This is a genomic window from Mucilaginibacter galii, assembly GCF_014635825.1.
In the GTDB taxonomy this organism is placed as follows: domain Bacteria; phylum Bacteroidota; class Bacteroidia; order Sphingobacteriales; family Sphingobacteriaceae; genus Mucilaginibacter; species Mucilaginibacter galii.
The window spans coordinates 350,325-373,709 of record NZ_BMDO01000004.1; the positions used below are offsets into that span (position 1 = coordinate 350,325).

At 43.7% G+C, this 23,385-nt stretch carries 16 protein-coding genes and 1 other RNA gene; 12 read left to right on the forward strand and 5 right to left on the reverse strand.

Going from position 1 to position 23,385, the window contains the following annotated elements:
- Positions 1-7: 7 nt before the first annotated feature.
- A complete protein-coding gene (locus tag IEV61_RS10005; protein ID WP_188416201.1) occupies positions 8-1,741 on the reverse strand; it encodes an FAD/NAD(P)-binding protein in 1,734 nt (577 codons plus the stop codon).
- A 394-nt stretch (positions 1,742-2,135) separates the two neighbouring features.
- Here IEV61_RS10005 and IEV61_RS10010 point away from each other — a divergent pair, with 394 nt between their 5' ends.
- The 4 genes from IEV61_RS10010 (at position 2,136) to IEV61_RS10025 (ending at position 8,429) form a co-directional block, all read left to right on the forward strand.
- On the forward strand, positions 2,136-2,540 hold the full coding sequence (locus IEV61_RS10010) for a hypothetical protein (RefSeq protein ID WP_188416203.1): 405 nt from the start codon (positions 2,136-2,138) through the stop codon (positions 2,538-2,540).
- A gap of 180 nt (positions 2,541-2,720) precedes the next feature.
- Entirely contained in the window at positions 2,721-3,803 is a 1,083-nt protein-coding gene (locus IEV61_RS10015; RefSeq protein ID WP_188416205.1) for an efflux RND transporter periplasmic adaptor subunit, read from the forward strand.
- Between the two features lie 29 nt (positions 3,804-3,832).
- Positions 3,833-7,000, forward strand: a complete 3,168-nt coding sequence (locus IEV61_RS10020) for an efflux RND transporter permease subunit (RefSeq protein WP_188416207.1) — start codon at positions 3,833-3,835, stop codon at positions 6,998-7,000.
- Complete coding sequence (locus tag IEV61_RS10025) at positions 6,993-8,429, forward strand: TolC family protein (protein WP_188416209.1); 1,437 nt, start codon at positions 6,993-6,995, stop codon at positions 8,427-8,429. The genes IEV61_RS10020 and IEV61_RS10025 overlap by 8 nt, the downstream gene beginning before the upstream one ends.
- Positions 8,430-8,497: 68 nt before the next feature.
- Here the strand turns inward: IEV61_RS10025 and IEV61_RS10030 are convergent, their stop codons facing one another.
- Complete coding sequence (locus IEV61_RS10030) at positions 8,498-9,013, reverse strand: protease (RefSeq protein WP_188416211.1); 516 nt, start codon at positions 9,011-9,013, stop codon at positions 8,498-8,500.
- 84 nt (positions 9,014-9,097) lie between these two features.
- Here IEV61_RS10030 and IEV61_RS10035 point away from each other — a divergent pair, with 84 nt between their 5' ends.
- From IEV61_RS10035 to IEV61_RS10050, 4 genes are all read left to right on the forward strand, one after another.
- Positions 9,098-10,822 (forward strand): tetratricopeptide repeat protein, encoded by a 1,725-nt coding sequence (locus IEV61_RS10035; RefSeq protein WP_229747089.1) that lies wholly within the window; start codon positions 9,098-9,100, stop codon positions 10,820-10,822.
- 259 nt (positions 10,823-11,081) lie between these two features.
- The gene (locus tag IEV61_RS10040; RefSeq protein WP_188416213.1) at positions 11,082-13,862 is read left to right on the forward strand and encodes a TonB-dependent receptor; all 2,781 of its coding nucleotides are present in this window, start codon (positions 11,082-11,084) and stop codon (positions 13,860-13,862) included.
- Positions 13,863-13,883: 21 nt separating this feature from the next.
- The gene (locus IEV61_RS10045) at positions 13,884-15,140 is read left to right on the forward strand and encodes a right-handed parallel beta-helix repeat-containing protein (protein WP_188416215.1); all 1,257 of its coding nucleotides are present in this window, start codon (positions 13,884-13,886) and stop codon (positions 15,138-15,140) included.
- Positions 15,141-15,210: 70 nt separating this feature from the next.
- Entirely contained in the window at positions 15,211-16,317 is a 1,107-nt protein-coding gene (locus IEV61_RS10050; RefSeq protein ID WP_188416218.1) for a phytase, read from the forward strand.
- A gap of 130 nt (positions 16,318-16,447) precedes the next feature.
- On the opposite strand, the gene IEV61_RS10055 is transcribed toward IEV61_RS10050, so the two are convergent.
- The 3 genes from IEV61_RS10055 to IEV61_RS10065 all read right to left on the reverse strand — a co-directional run bounded on the left by IEV61_RS10055 (position 16,448) and on the right by IEV61_RS10065 (position 19,356).
- The gene (locus IEV61_RS10055) at positions 16,448-17,827 is read right to left on the reverse strand and encodes a sigma-54-dependent transcriptional regulator (RefSeq protein WP_188416219.1); all 1,380 of its coding nucleotides are present in this window, start codon (positions 17,825-17,827) and stop codon (positions 16,448-16,450) included.
- 126 nt (positions 17,828-17,953) lie between these two features.
- Positions 17,954-18,340: RNase P RNA component class A (gene rnpB, locus IEV61_RS10060), an RNA gene on the reverse strand.
- Positions 18,341-18,453: 113 nt separating this feature from the next.
- Positions 18,454-19,356, reverse strand: a complete 903-nt coding sequence (locus tag IEV61_RS10065) for a 1-aminocyclopropane-1-carboxylate deaminase/D-cysteine desulfhydrase (RefSeq protein ID WP_188416220.1) — start codon at positions 19,354-19,356, stop codon at positions 18,454-18,456.
- Between the two features lie 128 nt (positions 19,357-19,484).
- Here IEV61_RS10065 and IEV61_RS10070 point away from each other — a divergent pair, with 128 nt between their 5' ends.
- From IEV61_RS10070 to IEV61_RS10085, 4 genes are all read left to right on the forward strand, one after another.
- Positions 19,485-20,528: an RluA family pseudouridine synthase gene (locus IEV61_RS10070; RefSeq protein ID WP_188416221.1), complete on the forward strand. Its 1,044-nt coding sequence runs from the start codon at positions 19,485-19,487 to the stop codon at positions 20,526-20,528.
- A 23-nt stretch (positions 20,529-20,551) separates the two neighbouring features.
- A complete protein-coding gene (locus IEV61_RS10075; RefSeq protein ID WP_308472324.1) occupies positions 20,552-21,388 on the forward strand; it encodes an aminotransferase class IV in 837 nt (278 codons plus the stop codon).
- Positions 21,389-21,431: 43 nt separating this feature from the next.
- Positions 21,432-21,728, forward strand: a complete 297-nt coding sequence (locus IEV61_RS10080; protein ID WP_188416222.1) for a hypothetical protein — start codon at positions 21,432-21,434, stop codon at positions 21,726-21,728.
- A 67-nt stretch (positions 21,729-21,795) separates the two neighbouring features.
- Complete coding sequence (locus tag IEV61_RS10085) at positions 21,796-23,157, forward strand: cystathionine beta-synthase (protein WP_188416223.1); 1,362 nt, start codon at positions 21,796-21,798, stop codon at positions 23,155-23,157.
- Positions 23,158-23,385: the final 228 nt, after the last annotated feature.

The window sequence follows — 23,385 nt, forward strand, 5'->3', positions numbered from 1 at the left end:
CGTTTAATTATACCAATAATATATCATCTTCTTCAGTCACTAAACTCTTAATGATCAATGCCGAGGCCGCCTCGCTAAAATCAAGTCCCGAATAATCGGGGTTGTAACCGCCAATGTAAGGTACTGCCATGATATATATTCGGGGGTTCAGGGCGCCGTAAGCATCTACAACCTGGAAGTTATCATTGATAGCAATACCCGGAACCTGAAGATAATAGTTGCCCGCCTCATCTGTTCGTACTTTAGCCGGATCTTTTTCCTGTGCTTCTTTAGCACAATCTTCATCCTGGAACTTAAGCACGGCCGGGCTAATGGTTCTGTTATCGAGCAGTCCGCGGTAGGGGAATTTTTCGAAAGGGAAATGCGGCTGGCCTATGCTGTCTACAAAGGTGGCATAATAGGTTTCGTGCTGCTTGCCGTTTTCATCGGTGTAGCAGTAGTTTGCTCCACCCGTTGGTAATGGGGTTACTTCACTATCGTCGCCCACGGTCACCAATTCTAATACACCGGCATTATGCAAAGCCAGCAATTCTTGCGCAGAACTTTGAGGCACAAAGGCAATAACTACCGAAATTAATGGCATTAAAACTTTTTGCAAGCGTTGCATATCTTCAGCAGACAGGTACTTGGCCGGGTAATTCATGGCAAAGCTTAATACGGCCAGCATCTCTTTCCAGTAAACGGACTCCTTGCGTTTTATAGACTTTTCGGCTTCGGCGTATTCGGCTTTCAGGAGTTCAAAGGCATCCAGCTTTTCTCGCAGTTCCATTACAAAAGGCACAAAGTCTTCAATCTTCATGTCCTTAATTTGTTCGTAAAACTCCGGATCCCCATCTGCAATCTTCGATTTGAAATTTTGATCGAAAACGTAGTCAAGTGATAGAAAGCCATCGTTTTGTGCCCTGTTGTCATCAATTTCTTCTTTGCTCAGCACCGAGTCCTTCAGCAAATGCGAATCCTCCAGGTGGAAACGAACCGCCGGTAGTAGACCGTTACGTGAGTGCATCACCATTCGAAAACCAGGAGTACCATCATTCAACTTATAGCTTACCAAACCTGCCTCAGATTTAGAGAACGAACCATTGCGCCTGGCCAGCGTACGTATAGCATCAATAGCCGTAAGCGATGAGCCACGGATGGCCACAGCATGGTTGGCTTCAAAAGCCAACTTTGATGGGGGATAGGGCGAATCAAAGTAGCCGGCTACTTTTCCTTCATGCTTTACCGGCCAATTATGCCCGGTGCAAATAATTACCTGGTCGTATAAGTACTCTTTTTCGTTGTCGGCTTCTACCAGCACTTTATTGAGTGCAGGTTTATCGGTAATATTGGTTACCCGGGTATTGTAATGCACTGTAACTGCCATACCCAAGTCTTTGGCTTGTTGCTGCAGTAACTTAAATTGTGCGGTAAGGTACTGGCCAAACAGCAGGCGCGGCAAAACTTTATAGTCATTAAATGCTTTGGCATCCAGCTTAAACCGGTTAAGGGTATCCTGGGGTAGCGTTTTTATCCACTCGGCTATAGGGGTAACTATATCAGGAATTTCATTACCCGATACGTTGGTAATGTGTTCGTAGCAGGCACCGTCTTCGCTGTAAGGCATACCGGCGCCAAGCTTGGCGTTCTTTTCAAAAATATCTATGCTTAGGTCGGTACGTCCCGATTCCACAAGGCGTTTGAACATGAAAAGACCGCTCGGGCCTCCGCCTAAAATGGCAATGTGCTGGTTATTTTCCAAAGGGTAAATGTTAATAGGTTAAAAAAGTGTATATACGTTTATCAACGCAATTATTAACCAGTATTTATTATATTTTCTTATTAACAAAAATCCGACCAACACAGGCATATTCGTGTAGCACAATTATTTTACTGTCCAGCTATAATAATTGTAGTTTTAAACAGAACCTGTGTAGCCTTATTTCATCAATGGATCATTGAAGCTTTCATAGTAAGATAGGGCAAGTTTGATTGGCTTTGCCCTGGCATAATTTGTCCTGTTTTTAAATTTAAAAAATGTAAATATTTCATTTAAAGAAAGTTATTGCTGCATTTAAAATTGAAATGTAATAATTGCAATAAAATTATGGCAACAACGTATACTTATAGCCTTAAATATTATATTTGAGCTTTTAATGAGAACTATTGTTTTATTTTTCTTGTTCCTGAGTTTCCTCTTTGTTGGAAGACATTACTATGCCCATAGTAATGTGCCTGCCAGTAGAGCAAGGACCACTGTGGCGCAAACTACCGATAAAATAAAACAATTAAATTATTCTATTCTCAAACGCGATGGCGCCATTTTAAAAACACATGGCAAGGTTAAAGACGGCGACTCGCTGGTGAGTGATCTTGATGAGGATGAAAACGATTCTTCGGCCAGGCGTTACGTGCTGTTGGCCAAATACGCTCTCATTGTTGCTTATACTTTAGTATTAAGCTACCTAATTACCCGCTTAGAAGTACGTTTGCCTGTACTAAGGCATCTATCTTATATAAGCTCTTACAAGTACATTGTACAAAGAGCTATAAGAATCTGATCTGTATTTTATTGTTCAGTTGCCTGCAGGTATCACCGGTATACCTGCCTGTGCTATTGGTATAAACTCAATTAGCAATACCATGTGCCGGTTGTTTTAACGCAGCTGAATTCCCATTTCTAAGTCCAAAGAAATCTCCGATTTCCAGGTTTACAATCGCTTAATATTTTATATAAAATCATGAAGAGAATTCTCATGCTGGCAGGCTTTTTTGCCGTGCTTTATCAAACAGGCTGCACCCCTAAACAAGAAAAAAAAGAAGAAGCCGACAAGTTTACGGTTACCAGTGCTTTAAAAATCGACACCTCGTTTACCAAAGAGTATGTTTCGCAAATTAAATCGGTGCGTAACATTGAGTTGCGCGCACAAGAAAAAGGTTACCTGCAAAACATTTATGTTGATGAAGGCCAGTCGGTAAAAGCAGGGCAGTTATTGTTCAGAATTATGCCCAAGGTTTACGAGGCCGAATTACTGAAAGCACAAGCTGAAGCAAAGTCTGCCGAAATTGAAATGCAAAACACCAAGACACTATCTGATAAAAACATTGTGTCTAAAAATGAGCTGGCCATGGCTAAGTCAAAACTTGACCAGGCACGTGCCGAAACCTCACTGGCCAAGCTTCACTTATCTTTTACCGAAATACGTGCCCCGTTTGATGGTACCATTGACCGTATCCCTAAAAAACTGGGAAGCTTAATTGACGAGGGCGAATTACTGACCAGCCTTTCTGACAATAGCCAGATGTTCGTTTACTTCAACGTTTCGGAGCCTGAGTATTTAGATTATGAAACCAATACCAAAGATCGTGGCGACCGCAAAGTAGGCTTACTATTAGCTAACAACCAGCCTTTACCATATAAAGGCGATGTAGAAACCATTGAAAGCGAGTTTGATAACGAAACAGGAAATATTGCTTTCAGGGCGCGTTTCCCTAACCCAAACAAGCTGCTCAGAAATGGCGAAACCGGTAAGGTTCAAATGACCGTTCCGCTTAAAAATGCATTAGTTATTCCGCAAAAAGCTACTTACGAAATACAGGACAAAACCTACGTTTTTGTAATTGACAGCAAAGGTAAAGTGCATTCCCGCGCAATTACCATCCGCAGCGAAATGCCCGACTTGTACGTAGTGGCCAGCGGCATTACCGAAAATGATAAAATTCTGTTGGAAGGTGTTCAAAAAGTTAAGGATGATGATCAAATCAAATTTGAATACGTGTCGCCAAAGGAAATTATTTCCAACCTGCGCCTGAAGGCCGAATAGTGGTTACCTCCTAAAACAAGTAAATTCAAATGTTTAGTAAATTTATACAGAGGCCAGTCCTCTCCATAGTAATATCGCTCATTATTGTGTTTTTGGGCGTGCTGGCTATGACCCATTTGCCGGTAACGCAATTCCCGTCTATATCGCCGCCTAAGGTGAATATTACGGCTGAGTATCCCGGAGCAAACGGCGAGCTGCTCATCAAATCGGTAGTTATACCGTTAGAGCGTGCAATTAACGGTGTACCGGGTATGAAGTACATGGCATCTGATGCCGGTAACGACGGCGAGGCCACCATACAAGTAGTATTTAATTTAGGTACCGACCCTAACCAGGCTTCGGTAAATATCCAGAACAGGGTAGCATCGGTGGTAAACAAACTTCCGCCGCTTGTTGTCCGCGAGGGTGTAAAAATCACGCGCGAAGAATCGAACATGCTGATGTACATCAACGTGTACAGCAAGGATCCTACTATGGATCAAAAGTTCCTGTTTAACTTTGCCGATATTAACATCCTGTCGGAGCTTAAGCGTGTTGACGGTGTGGGTTTTGCCGATATTTTGGGTAACCGTGAATATGCGATGCGTATTTGGCTTAAACCCGACAGGATGCTGGCTTACAAAATTTCTTCGGATGAGGTAATGAAAGCCTTGGACGAGCAAAGTTTAGAAGCATCGCCGGGTAAAACGGGCGAAAGCTCGGGTAAGCGCTCGCAATCTTTTGAGTACGTATTGAAATACCCCGGCCGTTTTACCACCAAGGAAGGGTATGAAAACATTATCTTAAGATCGAGCTCCGACGGTGAAATACTTCGCCTGAAAGATGTGGCGCAAATAGAGTTTGGTAGCTCCATGTACGATATCTACTCCAACCTTAATGGCCATGCATCGGCAGCTATCACGCTTAAACAATCTTACGGCAGTAATGCCAGTCAGGTAATTAAGGATGTAAAAGCCAAAATGGAAGAGATCAAGAAAAGTTCGTTTCCTAAAGGACTTGACTATGAGATCAGCTATGACGTTTCCAAGTTCCTGGATGCCTCTATTGAAAAGGTTATTCACACATTGGTAGAAGCCTTTATATTGGTAGGTTTAGTGGTGTTCCTCTTCCTGGGCGACTGGCGTTCTACCTTGATACCGGCCATTGCGGTGCCTGTATCGTTGGTGGGTACCTTTATGTTCATGCAGTTTTTTGGTATTACACTCAACCTCATTACCTTATTTGCCTTGGTACTCGCCATTGGTGTGGTGGTAGATGATGCCATTGTGGTTATTGAAGCCGTGCACGCCAACATGGAAGAGTTTCATCTTTCGCCGTTAAAAGCTACCAAAAAGGCCATGCACGAAATTAGCGGGGCCATTATTGCCATTACTTTCTTAATGGCGGCGGTGTTTGTGCCGGTGGCATTTATGTCGGGCCCGGTTGGTATATTTTACCGTCAGTTCTCTATTACCATGGCAACGGCTATTATCATATCAGGTTTGGTTGCGTTAACGCTTACACCTGCACTCTGCGCCATGATGCTGCGCAATAACCATGGCAAGGTGAAAAAGAAGAACGGGCTTGATAAGTTTCTGGATGGTTTCAACAACGGCTTTAACCGGTTAACCGGCAAGTACCAAACCTTGCTGCGTTCAATGATTGACCGCCGTACGGTAACCTTCCTTATACTGGTTGCATTTTGTATTGGTACCTACTTTTTAAACAGCACCCTGCCTTCGGGCTTTATCCCCAATGAGGATCAGGGTATGTTTTATGCCATTATTCAAACGCCCCCTGGTTCATCATTAGAAAGAACCAACCAGGTGGCCGAAAAGCTTCAGAAAATTGCGGAGGGTATTGAGGGCGTACAATCGGTATCGTCGCTGGCCGGGTATGAGATCCTGACAGAAGGTACCGGCTCTAACTCGGGTACGTGTTTGATCAACCTTAAAAGCTGGGAAGACCGTAAAGCCTCCGTTCAGGATATTATGAAGGAGCTGGAAGAACGGTCTAAAGAAATTACCGGCGCTACTATTGAGTATTTTCAACCTCCCGCAGTACCGGGTTACGGTGCAGCCGGTGGTTTTGAGCTGCGCTTACTGGATAAAGCCGGTTCGGGCGATTATAAGAAGATGGAAACCGTAAGTCGTGATTTTGTGCGTGAGCTAAGCAAACGCCCCGAATTAGCATCGGTGTTTACGTTTTACAGTGCCAGTTTCCCGCAGTATATGTTACGGGTTGACAATGATATAGCGCAACAAAAAGGTGTAACTATTGATAACGCCATGAATACGCTTTCTACCCTGGTAGGTAGTAACTATGAAACCAACTTTATTAAATACGACAGGCAATACAAGGTAATGGTGCAGGCGCTGCCACAATACCGCGCCTTGCCCGAAGATATTTTGAAGTTGTATGTAAAAAATGATAAAGACGAAATGGTGCCGTTTTCTGCCTTCCTGAAAATGCAAAAGGTGTACGGTCTGTCGGAAATTACGCGGCATAATATGTACAATGCATCCGAAATAAGCGGTGCGTCCGCACCGGGTTACAGTAGCGGTGCTGCTATTGCTGCCATTAACGAGGTAGCCGAAAAAACCCTGCCACGTGGTTTCGGTATCGATTGGGCAGGTATATCTAAAGATGAAGTAGGCCGTGGTAATGAGGCCATATATATCTTCCTCATCTGTTTGATCTTCGTTTACCTCATCCTGGCTGCACAGTACGAAAGCTTTATCTTGCCTTTAGCCGTAATATTATCACTGCCCGCGGGTATTTTCGGCTCATTCCTGATGCTGAAAATTTGCGGGTTGGAGAATAACATTTACGCACAGGCCGCCCTTGTAATGCTCATTGGTTTGCTGGGTAAAAATGCGGTGTTGATTATCGAATTCGCTATCCAGAAACACAAGGAAGGTGCATCGGTATTAGAGGCAGCCATGGAAGGCGCAAGCGTACGTTTCCGTCCCATTTTGATGACTTCGTTTGCCTTTATTGCAGGTTTGGTGCCGCTGGTAGTTGCATCGGGCCCGGGTAAAATAGGTAACCGTACCATTGGTTCGGCAGCTTTAGGGGGTATGTTGTTTGGTACCATTTTCGGCGTACTCATTATACCGGGCTTGTACTATATTTTCGGCAGAATTGCCGAGAAACACGTGCTCGTAAAAGATGAAGAAGAAAGTCCGTTAACCGAAGAAATAGAACACAATGTATAAATTAAGTAAATACAAATGCATTGGCTTTTTCGGCATCTGCCTGGCCATTGCCAGTTGTAAGGTTCCTGCGGTAATGCAGGCCACAGAAAATAAAACAGTTCCCGGCTCATTTAATGGTAACAGCCAGGATACCACCAATACTGCTGCGCTGCAATGGCGCAGCTTTTTTACCGACCCTAACCTGGTTAACCTGATAGATACGGCGTTAAAGAACAACCAGGAATTGCTCATTACCTTGCAGGATATCAGCATTGCCAAGAACGACATCAGGGTAAGGCAGGGACAGTTGTTGCCTACCGTGGGTGCAAGGCTGGGTTTAGGTGTTGAAAAGGTAGGCCGTTACACCAGCCAGGGTGCTGGCGATGCTTCTACCGATATAGCTCCCGGTGTTGAAGTACCCGATCCGCTTACCGACATTACCGCTGCGGTTACCGCCAATTGGGAAATTGATGTTTGGAAAAAACTGCATAATGCCAAGAGGGCTGCCGTAGCCAGGTATCTATCCACCATCGAGGGAAAAAACTTTGTGCTTACCAACCTTATAGCCGAACTGGCCAGTTCATACTACGAATTGCGGGGTTACGATAGCCAGCTTGAAATTGTGAAGCAAAATATTGCCTTACAAAAAAACGCGCTGGAAATTGTTAAAGTGCAAAAGTTAGCCAGCCGTGTTACCGAGTTAGCTGTACAAAAATTTCAGGCAGAGGTATTAAAATCGCAAAGCCTGGAGTTTGATATTATGCAGAAGATCAAGGAAACAGAAAACAAGATCAATTTCCTTTGCGGTCGATACCCACAGGAAATTACGCGGGATAAGGTGAACATTTTGGGCTTAACGCCTACCGCCGTAAGCGCAGGTATACCATCGCAATTGTTGGCCAACCGCCCTGATGTGAAACAAGCCGAACTGGATTTGGTAGCTGCCAAACTGGATGTAAAGGTTGCTCGTGCGGAGTTTTATCCGTCGTTCTCTATTTCGGCTGCTTTGGGTTTCCAGGCATTTAAGCCGTCATATCTGGTAAAGCTGCCGGGTTCGTTATTGTACTCGCTGGCCGGCGATATTGCAGGTCCGCTTATTAACCGTAACGCCATTAAGGCCGAATTTTATAGCGCTAATGCAAGGCAGCTACAAGCTATCTTCAATTACGAGCGTACTATATTGAATGCTTACATGGAGGTTTCTACGCAGCTATCAAATATTGAAAACCTTGGCAAAAGCTTTAACCTGAAAGCCAAGCAGGTTGATGCCCTCACTAAATCGATAGACATATCAAACGATCTGTTTAAATCGGCCCGTGCCGATTATTTAGAGGTTTTAATGACTCAACGTGATGCTTTAGAATCTAAGCTGGAATTGATAGACACCAAGACCGAGCAGTTAAACGCTACGGTCAATGTTTATAAATCTCTTGGCGGAGGCTGGAAATAGCAAATCCATTAATAAAAAGCCCCGGCCATTTAAATGGCCGGGGCTTTTTGTTTTCAACCGGTGTTAGCTTACCTGTAAATAAACGAAACCGACTTTTTAACTTTTAAACCGCTCATGTTTTCTCCAACATAAGTAATGGTATAGTTTCCCGGAGTTTTGATGGCATAAGCCTTTAACAGGTCCACATTAGCAGAGATACTGTCTTTTGGGTTTAGCGAAAGGTAACTGCTTTCGGGTGGTGGCATAATGCGTTTGGCCATGGCACCCTGGTAGGCTACGTCTTCGCCTTTATCGTTTTTTACATCAAGGTACTTGCTTAGCAAAGGCTCAAAGGGGGTATGCCACTTGCAAAAGCGCTGTACACTGTCGGTATTGTTTTTAACGGTAAACTTCAATAGTACCGAGTCGCCTGCCTTAACGTTGGCGGGCATGCTCATCTCAGCAATTAATTCTTTGGCAGTTGTGTCGGGCATGGTTCCGGTATTTGCTGTATCAATTGAACCGGCTGCCGAATTATGACTGTTCATACTGCAGGAAGATAAGGCAGCTACGGCAGCGCATAAAAGGATCTGATAGTTTTTCATGCGGCAAAAATATAGCTATTACCCGGAAAACAGCCCATGCTCGTGTTATATTTTAGCAGAGGCTGGTGTAGGTTACTTAACATTATGGTAACATTAAAAGCGTTCATTTGCGTTGCTGCTCATTTTAGGTATAGTAAGCAGTTTAAAACTGTGGCTCATATGTTCATTAAAAGTATGCCAACAGGTTGCCGCTTTTTGGTAACCGGGCTATTTACTTTCTTGCTGTTAATGTCAGCGTTGCCGGTCCGGGCGCAAAGTGGTCAAATAAAGCAAGCGCTAACCCTGAGCCAATACCACGCCGATTCGGCATTGATCGTGCTAAAAAAGATCCACGCCGATGCGCTAACTAAAAACAACCTGGCTGTTGCCGGGCAGAGCTTGCAACAAATGGGACAGATCTGTTTTAACCAGGGCCATTATGCACAAGCGCTCGACTTCTATTTACACGCCGACAAGATCTTCGCTCAGGAAAATAATAAAGACCTGCTGGCAAACAACTACAACAAAATGGGCCGCCTAAATTACTACAATAGGCAACCCGCCAACTCCCGAATACTTTATAACAAGGCCCTTTCCTTATATCGCCAAACACGAAACCGGAGAGGGCAGGCCGAGGTGCTGGGCGATATAGGTCACCTGTTCGAAAAAAGTAAGCAATACGACAGTGCATTTTACTACCAGCGCCTTGCGCTTGATAACTACAGACAAATTAATTTTAAACAGGGATCGGCCAAAATATTTGAGAACCTGGGAAGTATTTATGAAGATCTGACCCGGTACGATTCGGCTTACGTATGTTTTGACCGTGCCAAGCGCCTGTACGAGGACGATAAAAATGGCGTGGCCAGTATTGAAGTGATCAATAACCTGGGCGATGTTTTGCGAAAGACGGGGCAATACGCGCAAAGCATTAAGCAAACACGCATAGCTTACCAAATGGCATTTAAAACAAACGACTTGTACCAATTGGCAGCCTCCAGCCGCGATATAGGCAAAAGCTACCAGTTACTCAACCAAATGGACAGCGCCTATAAATATGTAGAATTAAGCCGCCGCTATTCATTGGACGTATATTCAAAGGAAAGCCTCAACCAAACCGCTTTTTTGCAGGTTTTGTATGATATCAATAGAAAGAGCGATGAAATAGCAAGGCTCAATACCCTGCGTAAAACTAACCGTATTATTACCATTTCGGTAATCATCATTGTGATGCTCCTTATTATTATCGGCGTAGTTATTTTTAGCAGGCAACGTTTAAAAATTAGTGATCAGAAGAAGCTGGCCGAACAAAACCGTTCTATTTTTGAGGCTCAGCACGAATTAATGCAGTTGGAGTTGCGCAACAAAAAGCTGGAAGAAGAAAGTTTGAAACAGCAGTTAGAGCTTAAAGGTAAAGAGCTCTCTACACACACCTTAAACCTCATCAAAAACAATCAGCTGTTGGAAGGTATGCGCAATACGCTGCAGGAAATGGTTAAAGAAGATAAGCGCGATCAAAAACGCCAGATGCAGCAACTCATTGTCCAGATCAATCAAAGCTTTAACCACGAGCAGCAGTGGAAAGAGTTTACTTCGGCTTTTGAACAAGTACACCAAAGTTTTTTTGAGAAGTTAAAAGAGCACAGTAACGAGCTTACCTCGGCCGATATACGTTTGATAGCGCTGCTTAAAGTAAACCTCGATTCTAAAGATATTGCCAGTTTGTTGGGTATCTCGCTCGATAGTTTAAGGGTGTCCAGGTATCGTCTGCGTAAAAAATTGAACATTGAGCAAGGCGAAAATCTGTCCACTTTCATCCAGGCACTTTAGTTGTTGACGAGTGTTAATTATTGTATAGCTGGGCTTAACATTGGCTTAATGTAACGGTAATAAAACGATAATGGAGATTGAAATGCATTTCAATTGTCTTATTGTTAGGTAGTTATAATTTATTGTTCATGCTTTGTATACGCTTTATGTAACGCTGCTTCCTTTTTGTAACTGCATAAATTTCATTTGATACGGGTGCTGTATACACCTTTGTGCAAGCAATAAGCCAACTCACTATTTGTATCAAATCATTTTAAAAATGAACAAACTTTTACAGACACTTTTATACCTTTTAATTTTTGTCACTACCGCAAGTGCCACCAAAATAAAAGGGCATGTATACGATCAAAAAACCGGCGAGCCCATTGTAGGTGCAAGTGTTCGCATCGAAAAAACAAACAAGGGTACATCTACAGGTTTGGATGGCTCTTTCGAAATTAAGGATGTAGACAGGGGAGTACTAACCCTTCGTATCTCTTATGTTTCTTACAAAACGGTGATCAAAGAAATCGAGATCGCTAAAGAAGATAACCCTAAACTGGTTATCTATCTGGAGCCTGCCGGTAAAGACTTGCAGGAAGTTACCGTGGTTTCGCAAAAGAACGGCTCCACAGAACGCGAGGCACGCCGTATAGAACAGCAATCTGTACAGGTCATGAACATCGTTTCGGGCCGGGCCATCGAGGTTTCGCCCGATTTAACGGTGGCCAACGTAATTCAGCGTGTATCGGGTGTATCGGTTGAGCGTAATAGCAACGGCGATGCCCAGTATGCCATTATCAGGGGGATGGATAAACGTTACAACTACACGCTGGTGAACGGCGTTAAAATTCCAAGCCCCGATAACCAGTACCGTTATGTTCCTTTAGATATATTCCCGTCAGACATTTTGGAGCGCTTGGAAGTTTACAAAACGCTTACGCCTAATATGGAAGCCGATGCCGTAGGTGGCGTGGTAAATATGGTAATGAAGAATGCGCCCGACCGTTTACAGGTTATCGGCAACTTTTCTACCGGTTACAACCAATTATTTCTCGATCGTAAATTTATGAGTTTTGATCAATCGTCCATTAATCATAAAACACCTTACGAGCTTAATGGTCGTGCTTACCAGGCAACACCTAACGATTTTGGCAAAGGCGTGTTCGATTATAATTTAAAGGTACCGCCACCAAACCTATTAGGTAGCTTATCTATAGGTCAGCGTTTTCTGAAAAACAAACTGGGAGTTATTGTAGCGGGGAGTTATCAAAATACTTACCGGGGCAGTAACAGCACTTTTTATAACGTAAGTACTTCCGTTATTTCCGATACCAACCCTTTCGCCTCTATTGTTAACCGTAGCGACAGGCAGTTTTCAGACCATCAAAAGCGTTATGCATTGCATGGCAAGGTAGATTACCTGTTCAACAACAATAACAAGATCAGCTTATACAACGTGTATGTACGGTTGGATAATGCACAGGTGCGCGATGCGGTAACCACGAACTTTAACAACTCAATCTACAATCCACAGGCGGGTAATGCCGAGTTAACTTACACCACCCGAAGCCGTTTAACCGAGCAGCAAATTTACAATACCACCCTGCACGGCGATCACAGCCTGTTCAACAACAAGTTTAAGATCCAGTGGTCTGGCGTTTATTCATCAGCCAAAAACGATGTTCCCGATAATACGCTCATTAGCATTAACGGTTTACGTACTAATTTTGCCGAAAGCCGTACAGTATTGGTTAACACGGCGCCGGTAACACGCCGCTGGCAGCGCAATACAGATGAAGACAAAGCCGGTTATCTTGATTTAACCTACAAAGCAAATATTGGCGGAACAAACGTTGATTTTAGCACCGGCGGCCTGTACCGCGACAAACAACGCAGTAACTTTTTTAACAATTACACTTTTGCGGCCGTTAACGCTGCAACCAACTATGCAGACTACAGTGGTAATTATACTAATATAGCTTTATCGGTTACTAACCCCGCAGGTGGTGTTGCCAATTCACAAACGTATGAAGCTTACGAAAAAGTTGGTGCCGGCTACGGTATGGTTAAGTTTAATGTTCAAAATTTAGAAGTAGTTGGTGGTGCCCGCGTAGAACGTACAGACCAAGGTTATCAAATGCTTTTTCCGGCAGGCGAGTTGCGCCCAACGGGTAAACAAGTGTATACCGATGTGTTACCAAGTTTGACTTTAAAATACAAGCTGGATAACAAGCAGCAATTACATGGTGCTTATTTCAAAGGACTTAACCGTCCCGGGTTTTTTGAGTTGGTGCCGGGCGGAGCAATTAACGAAGACTATGTAGAACGCGGAAACCCTGATTTAAAACGTTCGCTTGCAGATAACTACGACCTGCGCTACGAACTGTTCCCAAGCGCATCGGAGCAATTGTTGGTGGGTGCTTTTTACAAAAAAATTAAAGACCCTATTGAGTTTACTTTCCAGGCCGATGCCACCCGCGGACAGGATATTTACTACACGCCGGGAAACTTTGGTACAGCGCGTAACTATGGTGTCGAGCTTGACTACATGAAGTTTTTTAACAAAATAGGTATTAAGGCTAATTATACCTACACTCATTCGCGCATTACCACGCCTAAAACCATGCGTAGGTTAAACTCAAGTACCGGCCAGGTAGAGCCTTACCTGGTTGACCAAACCAGGCCGCTTTACGGACAATCGGAGCATGTTGCCAACGTATCGTTACTCTACAAAGACACTAAGAAAGGCTGGGATGCACAAATAGCGGCAGCCTATACCGGCGAACGTATTAACACCATCTCTCAATTTTTAAATAACGACTTGTGGCAAAAAGGATTTGTCCAGATGGATGCCTCGGCTGAGAAGAGATTTAAACATGGCGTTACACTGTTTATTAAAGCGGGTAACTTACTTAACACGCCGGCCAAACTATTTGTAAAAGGCACCAATACTGCCGATAAAAACATTGCCGACGATGTGGTATCAAACGGTCAAACCCTCATCCGCAGCGATTATTACAAACAGAGTTACCTTATTGGTATCCGCTATAAATTATAACAAAACATTAAAGCAAAGCACATGATACACTTAAAACAAGTTATTACCGCATTAGCATTATCGGCCATTGTTTTCACCGGTTGCGAAAAGGCTAACGTTGATGTAGATACCAGTCCGGGCAATGGTACAGCCATGGGAGAGGTATCGGGCGTATGGCAAAGAGGCAGTACCCAGGTTATTAAAGGCGACGTGGTAGTGCCTGCTGGTAAATCGCTGATTATTGAAGAAGGCGTTACCATTTTGATGGATACCCTGGCAAAGCCGGAGTTTATTGTAAAAGGTAACTTATACTCTTTAGGTACCGAGCAAAACCCGGTACGTTTTACCGTGAACGAATTATATAAAACTGATGCCAAGAAGTTTGGTAAACTTTGGGGTGGGATATTAGCGGCACAAAGCTGCGCCGAAATGGTTTTAGACCATACCATTATAGAGTATGGCGGTTCTACCACTTCCGATGCGTCTACCTCGGTAAAGCAGGGCTTGTACAAAGCTAAAGCTGGTGAAAACTTGCCAGCCCTATGGTTCTCTAATGTTAACGGCAAACTGGTGGTAACTAATAGCATATTCCGTAATTTACAGGAAGATTGTACCTACATAGAAGGCGGCAAGATCATTTTTGCCAATAACGTTTTTTATACTACCGGTGTAACCGGCGGCGAAGCCATGAACTTTAAATCGGGGTGTTTGGCAGATGTAGCTTACAATTTAATTTACAGTACCAACACCAATGCTTTAAAATTATCTAATGCAGGCGACCGTTCACCGCAGGCTTACATTATTGCTTATAACAACACCATGGTAAATACCGGCTGGCGCAGGCCTACCGCTAAAGGTGGTTCTATTTGGCTGGAAGCCAGCGTGCGCGCCGAGTTGTACAACAACATGTTTGCTAACACGCGTTTTGGCATTAAGAGAGATACCAAGGGTCCCGAAGATTCACGTTCTATCATCAGCAACAATTACTACTACGGCTACGACCAAACTACGGTGAACCAGTTTCAACCGGCTACCGATATTGTTGGGGGCACTAACAACGTGAGGGGAACTGTTGCGGGGGAAAATGATCCTAAGTTTGTTAATTACCCATTGAACACGCCAACCAGCAATGCCGTTTTTAACACCGCCTGGGATTTTCACCTGCAGGCAGGCTCACCTGCTTTAGCCAAAGGCAAAACCAACTTTACCCGCCACCACGCGGCAGGGCTTGTCCTTAACGGCATCAACTACCAATCGCCAGAGCCATCTGCTTACGCGGGGGCATTTGGTGTTAAGTAATTGTCTTAATATTATAGTATTGATGCTGCGGACGGGTATAGAGCTTGTCCGCAGCCTTTTTAATTTTTAAATGAAGAAATATACGCTTGTTGTTATGGCACCGCTGGCCCTGCTATTTTTCGCTGCCGGTTGCAAACAACCTTCACCGGCCGAGCAGGCCAAAGCCGATTCGTTAGGCGCTAATGCACCCGATGTTAAGCCGGTAGTAGTTACCGAGCCGGTTAAGTTTGACACCGATGACCCGGCCATATGGGTAAACCCGCACGATCCTGCGCAAAGCCTTGTTGTAGGTACAGATAAGAATGAGGACGGTGCGCTTTACGTGTTCGATCTCAAAGGTAAGATACTGAAAGATAAAGTGGTAAGGGGCCTAAAAAGACCTAACAATGTAGATATTATTACAGGCTTAGTGCTCAACGGTAAACCCACCGACGTAGTCATTACCACCGAGCGCATGACCCATAAGCTCCGCATGTTTTCCCTGCCCGATATGAAACCGGTTGATAATGGGGGCATCCCGGTGTTTGAGGGCGAAACTGGCTTTGAGTACCGCGATTTGATGGGCATTGCCACCTATACCGCCAAAGACGGCAAACGTTACGCCATAGCCGGCCGCAAAAACGGCCCTAAAAACGGCGGCTACCTTTGGCAATACTTATTGACCGACAACGGCAGCGGCCAGGTGAAGGCCATGCTGGTACGTAAGTTTGGAGAATATAGCGGTAAAAAGGAAATTGAGTCCATTGCAGTTGACAACGAGTTGGGCTATATTTATTATTCTGACGAACAGGTAGGCGTGAGGCAATACTACGCCGACCCGGCCAGGGGCAACCAGCAGTTGTCCATATTTGGCACCACCGGCTTTAAGGAAGATCACGAAGGTATTTCCATCTACAAGCTAACCGATAGCACGGGCTATATCCTGGTATCAGACCAGGGTGCCAACCGCTTCCAGGTTTTTAGCCGAGAGGGCACCAAGGCTCAACCTTTCGATCACCGTTTGTTAAAGATAGTTCCTGTGGTTGCCCGTCAAAGTGATGGTTCGGATGTAGTGAACCAGCCGCTCAATGCTACCTTTAAGCATGGCTTATTTGTAGCCATGAGCGATGATAAAACTTTTCACTATTACCGCTGGGAAGATATTGCCGGGAAGCAATTGAAGTTAAAGGCAAACTAAACTTCACTATAAGACTGTTCAGCCTTACAAAAAAAAGGTGGTTCACCCGGTTTTGACCGGTATGTGAACCACCTTTAAAAAAATGTAATTAAATGAAGTTTTTTGAGGTTTTACTGTAATAAAACGAAATTTATTCGCCTCTTTTTAAACCAAACTTTTCTATTTTGCTGTATAAGTGACTGCGCTGAATATCAATATCATCCGCTGTTTTAGACACGTTCCAATTGTTCTTTTCCAGCTTGAATTTGATGTACTCACGCTCGGCGTAATCCTTATATTCCTGGAAGTTTTTGAATTGTTCAAAATCAGTTTGCGGAGCTGCAGCGCCCGCCGCCGGAGCCGTCATAGGAGCCGATGGATTGGCAAAAGCTTTCACATCAGCATCAGTTATAACCTTGTCGCTCAAGATAATAAGGCGCTCAATCATATTGCGTAGCTCACGGATATTACCTGTCCACGGTAACGCTTTAAGTGCTTCCAGCCCGGCATCGCTTATCTTCTTGGTAGGCATACCATACTCGTTGCAAATTTCCTCTAAGAAGCTGGTAGCCAGCAGAGGTATATCGTCGCGGCGGTCAATAAGCGGTGGCACATGTATTAAAATAACGCTCAGGCGGTGGTATAAATCCATCCGAAAGTTGCCATCCTCGATCTCTTTCAGCAGGTCTTTATTCGTAGCCGCCACTACACGTACATCTACTTCAATTTCCTTTTCACCACCTACTCGGGTAATACGGCTTTCTTGTAGCGCACGCAGTACTTTAGCCTGTGCAGAGTGGCTCATATCGCCAATTTCATCCAAAAACAAAGTACCGCCGTTAGCCGATTCAAACTTACCGATACGCTGTTTTACAGCTGAAGTAAATGAGCCTTTCTCGTGTCCAAACAGTTCACTCTCAATTAGTTCTGATGGGATAGCTGCGCAGTTTACTTCAATAATAGGCCCGTTGCTGCGGTTAGATTTTTCGTGTAACCAACGGGCTACCAATTCCTTACCGCTACCATTGGCACCAGTAACCAGTACCCGCGCTTCGGTAGGGCCAACACGTTCAATTGTTTCCTTGATCTTTAAAATACCCTGCGAATTACCCAGGATAGGGCGTACCTTAGATACTTTGCGCTTTAAAACCTTGGCCTCAGTAACCAGGCTGCCGCGGTCTAACGCGTTGCGTACAGTAATAAGCAAACGGTTAAGGTCAGGTGGTTTAGAAATAAAATCGAATGCACCTTTCTTGCTGGCTTCTACGGCAGTTTCTACCGTACCATGGCCAGATATCATGATGAAAGGAAGATCGGGTTTAATGGCCAGGCCTTCAGTTAATACTTCCATGCCATCCATGCGATTCATCTTAATATCGCAAAGTACCAGGTCGAAATCGATTTTAGAGATGAGCTGAAGTCCGTCTATGCCGTTGTCTACATCCTCAACGGTATAATCTTCATATTCTAATATCTCACGTAAAGTATTACGTATGGCACGCTCATCGTCAATTATTAATATTTTAGCCATGTTTCTCTTTTCAGTATTAGGGGGTATTTTTCGCTTGCTAATATAGGGATTTGTATAGTAAAACAAACACTTTTAAGTTTATTTGAAAAAAATTTAACCCTACAAGCTTACACCTATAGGGTTAAATACAGCGGCAAAATTATAAGCCGGGTTCTGTGCTGCCTGGCGGCAGTTTCTATCATTAATCTGTTCCGGTTATCACTAACCAGCTTAAGCGACCTACCCGTCCTGACGATACTGCTTGCGCAGCATACAAAAGCGAGCCGCTCTCATTTCAGGACCTATTTGGTCTTTCAACTCCTGAGGTTTACCGCAAACATAGTTACCTATGTAAGCCGTGAGCTCTTACCTCACGTTTTCACCCTTACCTTAATAAATTAAGGCGGTATATTCTCTGTGGCACTTGCTGTCGCCCGCTGCGAGGCGCCTTCCCGTTAGGAAGCAGGATGCTCTGTGTTGCCCGGACTTTCCTCCGCCCAACCTAAATCAGGCAGCGATAGAACGTTTTGCTTGCACAAAGATAGTTATTTGGTTATTAGGTTAATGAGTTATTGAGCTTTGGATGTGTAAGCAATGCTTATGTTGTTAAATGACAGTATTTTAAAGACGAAATGAATAGATCGAATTTAACTAATACGCTCGAAATTAAATTTATCTTTCATGCCTAACAAACCAAACAATCCGCCACTGTGTATAGCTAATATGTTGCTACCAGCTTTGAAATGCCCTTGTTTGGCTAAGTCGAGCAAAGCAAAAAGCATTTTTCCGGTGTAAATAGGTTCTATGAGTATCCCCGTACTACCTACAAAATTTTTGATAAAGTGGGTAAGGAGTGGGGTGGTCTTAGCATAGCCACCAAAATGGTACTCTTTATGTAACTCATAATTGGCTTTGATATTTAGATAACGATCAATTTCCGCACGCATAAACTCCCCGTTTTTAAACACTGGTATGGCATGAAATTGAGTTTGATTCCGGTTTTCATGCAAGCCAGTGATGATACCGGCGGCTGTTGTACCGGTACCACAAGCGCAAAATAAGTGATCGTACATTATTGGCAATTCGGCAACCATTTCTGCGCAACCTGTAACTGCTTCGGCCGACGCGCCACCTTCATCAATAAAGTAGGCGTTAGGGTCTTGGCCAAAAAATTTATCGAACAGCGCAGGTTTATCACGATAACTTTCTCTGTCAGTAAAAATTAGCTTCATACCATGCATACGGCATAAAAAAAGCGTATCGTTGTTTACTTCCTCGCCACGTACAATACCGGTAGACCTAAGGCCGAACCGTGCGGCTGCAGCAGCAGTAGCTAACAAGTGATTAGAGTAAGCGCCGCCAAAAGTAACGAGGTGATTCTTACCCTCTTGATAGGCCTTTTGCAGTATATACTTCAACTTACGCCACTTATTGCCCGATATTAACGGATGAATGAGATCGTCGCGCTTAATGAAAACATGGAGCCCTTGTTTGGCAAATTCGGGATGATGCCATTGATGAACAGGACTGAATATTTCTAAATCGAACATGAGCGAAACGTTGTAAAGCTTAATTGTAGCGCCCAACAAATATAAGGTTATGCTATTATTGTCTTCACTTTACCTGGCAGTAATATATACTATAGGCTACCCCGGAAAAATCCCTTATTTTTGCAGTAATGTTAGATGACGCCGCACTGAACGAACCTGAAGAGCAGGATTTATATGAACACCTGCGTATAGTGGTTGATAAGGGACAATCGTTGCTGCGTATGGATAAGTTTTTGATGCACCGCATCGAAAACGCATCGCGTAACCGCATACAAAACGCTATTGAATTGGGCAATGTGCTGGTGAACGATAAGCAGGCCAAACCGAGCTATAGGGTAAAGCCCTTAGACGTGATCTCGGTGGTGTTACCTCATCCGCCGCGCGATACCGAAGTTTATCCTGAAAATATACCTCTAAACATTGCTTATGAGGATGCTGATGTGCTGGTAGTAAATAAACCACCGGGTTTGGTGGTGCATCCCGGCTTTAACAACTATACTGGTACGCTGGTAAACGGCTTGGTCTATCATTTTCAGCAATTACCCACTTTACCCGGTAACGATGGCCGCCCGGGATTGGTGCATCGTATTGATAAAGATACGTCTGGTCTGCTGCTCATCAGTAAGAACGAACGCGCCATGACCTGGCTGGCACGCCAATTTTTTGAGCATACTATTACCCGCAAATACATTGCGCTGGCCTGGGGTGATCTTGAGCATGATGGTACCGTAACAGGTTACATAGGCCGCAGTGTGAACGATAGGAGGGTAATGTCTATTTATGATGACGAACAGAAGGGGAAATGGTCAGTTACGCATTACAGGGTGTTGGAACGCTTTGGATACGTTACGCTCATAGAATGCCAGTTAGAAACCGGCCGTACACACCAGATACGTGCTCATATGAAGCATATTGGCCATCCTTTGTTTAGTGATGCTATGTATGGCGGCGATAAAATTTTAAAAGGAACTACTTTTAATAAATACAAGCAATTTGTTGAGAACTGCTTCGAAATTATGCCACGGCAAGCGCTTCATGCTCAAACCTTGGGCTTTGTGCATCCTACCACACGTAAATACGTTCACTTTGAGGCTCCTTTACCTGCTGACTTTGATGCGGTACTGCAAAAATGGCGAAAATATATTACCGCCACTGTAGAGCAAAATACCTAAAACATTGTTTATCTTAATCAATTATGCCTCTTTTTGTAAATTATAATGGCCAGGTACTACCGGCCGATACTACTCTGATAACGGTTAACAACCGTGCTTTTAAATATGGCGATGGTTTGTTTGAAAGCATGCGCCTCATCAACGGAACGCTCAAGTTTTCCGATTTGCATGCCAACCGTGTGCAAATGGGTATGAAAGCGCTTAAGCTTGAAGGATATAGTTTACTGGATTCGTGGTTTTTAAAGGAAAAGGCCGAAGAACTGGCAGTATGGAATAAAACCAAACATGGCCGCCTGCGGTTCACTGTTTTTCGCGATTCGGACGGATTGTATACCCCGACCGAAAATAAATCTGCCTGGTGCCTGGAACTTGTGCCCGATGATTTTTCGGGTTACCGTTTAAATCAAAAGGGTTTAATTATGGATGTTTATACCGAAATGCTAAAACCGGTTAACTTCCTTTCCAACTACAAAACCTGTAACTCGCTTAACTATGTAATGGCAGGCTTATATAAAACCGAACACAGGCTTGATGATGTTTTTCTGCTTAATCAGCAAGGTTTTTTGTGCGAAACCATAAGCTCAAACGTATTTGTTTGGTATCAGGACCACTTATATACGCCTGCACTGAGTGAGGGCTGTGTTGCCGGAATTATGCGGCAGGTAGTCATTAATTTATGTGTTGACCGGGGTATTCCTGTTACAGAAGCACAGATCAATCCTGATATATTACACCAAGCCGAAGAAGTTTTTATTACCAACGCATCCCGTGGTATACAGTGGGTTATTGGTTATGGTATAAAGCGGTATTTTAACGGTTTAAGTAAGACTTTGATTGATGAGTTAAATAAGGTTGTTTAATCATGCTTGTATCATATAACTTGCAATAGCCGTATTGTTAGTTATGAAGGTGAAAATCTTAATTTTATTCCTATTGGTCGGCGCAATCCTGGGCTGCAAAAAAGACAAAACCCAATCTGTAGCTGTTGAGTTTAGTGGAGAAGTTAAAAGGTTGGAAGCAAGTTTTTACATGTACGGTACTCATACAATCATTAGTAACAACATAAATTATGCTTTAACAAGCAAAACTGTCGATTTAGATAAGTACCTGAATAAGCAGGTTACTTTAGAAGCAGTAAAAATACCCGGATATCCGATAGAAGGTGGGCCAGATTACTATAATGTGACCAAGGTGAAGTAGTCTTCTGTAATATTTAAAACTTGTAAGGTATTAATCCGGTAAATATTCCCAACTTTGTCTACTAATTATGTGGAGTAATAATATACTGGAAACCATTGGCAATACGCCCATGGTTAGGCTAAACAAAATAACTAAAGATATCAAGGCTACAGTGCTGGCTAAAATAGAAACTACCAACCCCGGTAACTCTATTAAAGACCGTATGGCTTTGAAAATGATAGAGGATGCCGAGAAAGATGGCCGCCTGAAACCGGGTGGAACCATTATTGAAGGTACGTCGGGCAATACGGGTATGGGTTTAGCCATTGCTGCCGTTATTAAAGGCTACAAATGTATTTTCACCAGCACCGATAAGCAATCGAAAGAAAAGTTTGACGCCTTGCGTGCTTTTGGTGCCGAGGTTATTGTTTGCCCCACCAACGTGGAGCCGGAAGATCCAAGGTCATATTATTCTGTTTCTTCGCGTTTAGAGCGCGAAGTACCTAACTCCTGGAAACCTAACCAGTACGACAACTTATCTAATTCTCAGGCGCATTACGAGCAAACTGGTCCTGAAATTTGGGAACAAACCGAAGGTAAAATCACACATTTGGTAGTAGGTGTAGGTACAGGTGGTACTATAAGCGGTACAGCCCGTTACCTCAAAGAGCAGAACCCCGCTATTCAGGTTTTGGGTATTGATACTTACGGCTCTGTATTTAAAAAATACAAGGAAACAGGTATTATGGATAAAAATGAAATCTATCCTTACATTACCGAGGGCATAGGTGAAGACTTTTTGCCGCAAAACGTAGATTTTAGCCTGATAGATCACTTTGAAAAAGTAACCGATAAGGATGCCGCTTTAATGACCCGCCAGATAGCCATGCAGGAGGGTATTTTTGCGGGTAACTCCACCGGTTCGGCGGTGGCAGGTGTGCTGCAAATGAAAGAACGTTTTAAAGAAGGCGATGTGGTTGTGATCATTTTCCCCGATCATGGTACACGTTATCTTGGCAAAATGTATAACGAAGACTGGCTGCGTGAGCGCGGTTTCCTGAAAGACGATAAGTTGACCGCCCGTGATATTATACGCAAAAAAGAGAGTGCCGAAATTGTAACCATCGATACTGAAAAGACGGTTATTGAAGCCATCAATACCATTAAAACGCTGAACATTTCGCAAATCCCGGTCACCCAGCAAGGCATGGTGATAGGAAAGATCACTGAAAGCGATATTTTAGATGCCCTGTTGGAAAATCCATCGTTGAAATCACAGCCGCTTAAAACAATTATGACGGCACCTTTTCCATTCGTTGACCTGAATGCGTCTATTGATAAGATTTCATCCATGATCAATAAAGAAAACATTGCTGTGCTGGTAGAGGATGAGCAGGGTAAGATTGAGATTATTACCCAATACGATATCATAAACGCTATTTCGGCGTAAGGCTCCGGGCACTTATGGCAGTTTAGTTATCATGTCATTGCGAGGAGCGATAGCGACATGGCAATCTCGTTGAGACCAATCACCGCGAGATTGCCACGCTAACGCTCGCAATTGTAAAGGTCAGATAATTCGGGGACAAGCTTAACTTTAAATAACTAAGTTAACTTGTTATGCGCATTAACACGAGTGATCTGACCTTAAAGCGGAACTATTTGCAGACCTACCGCC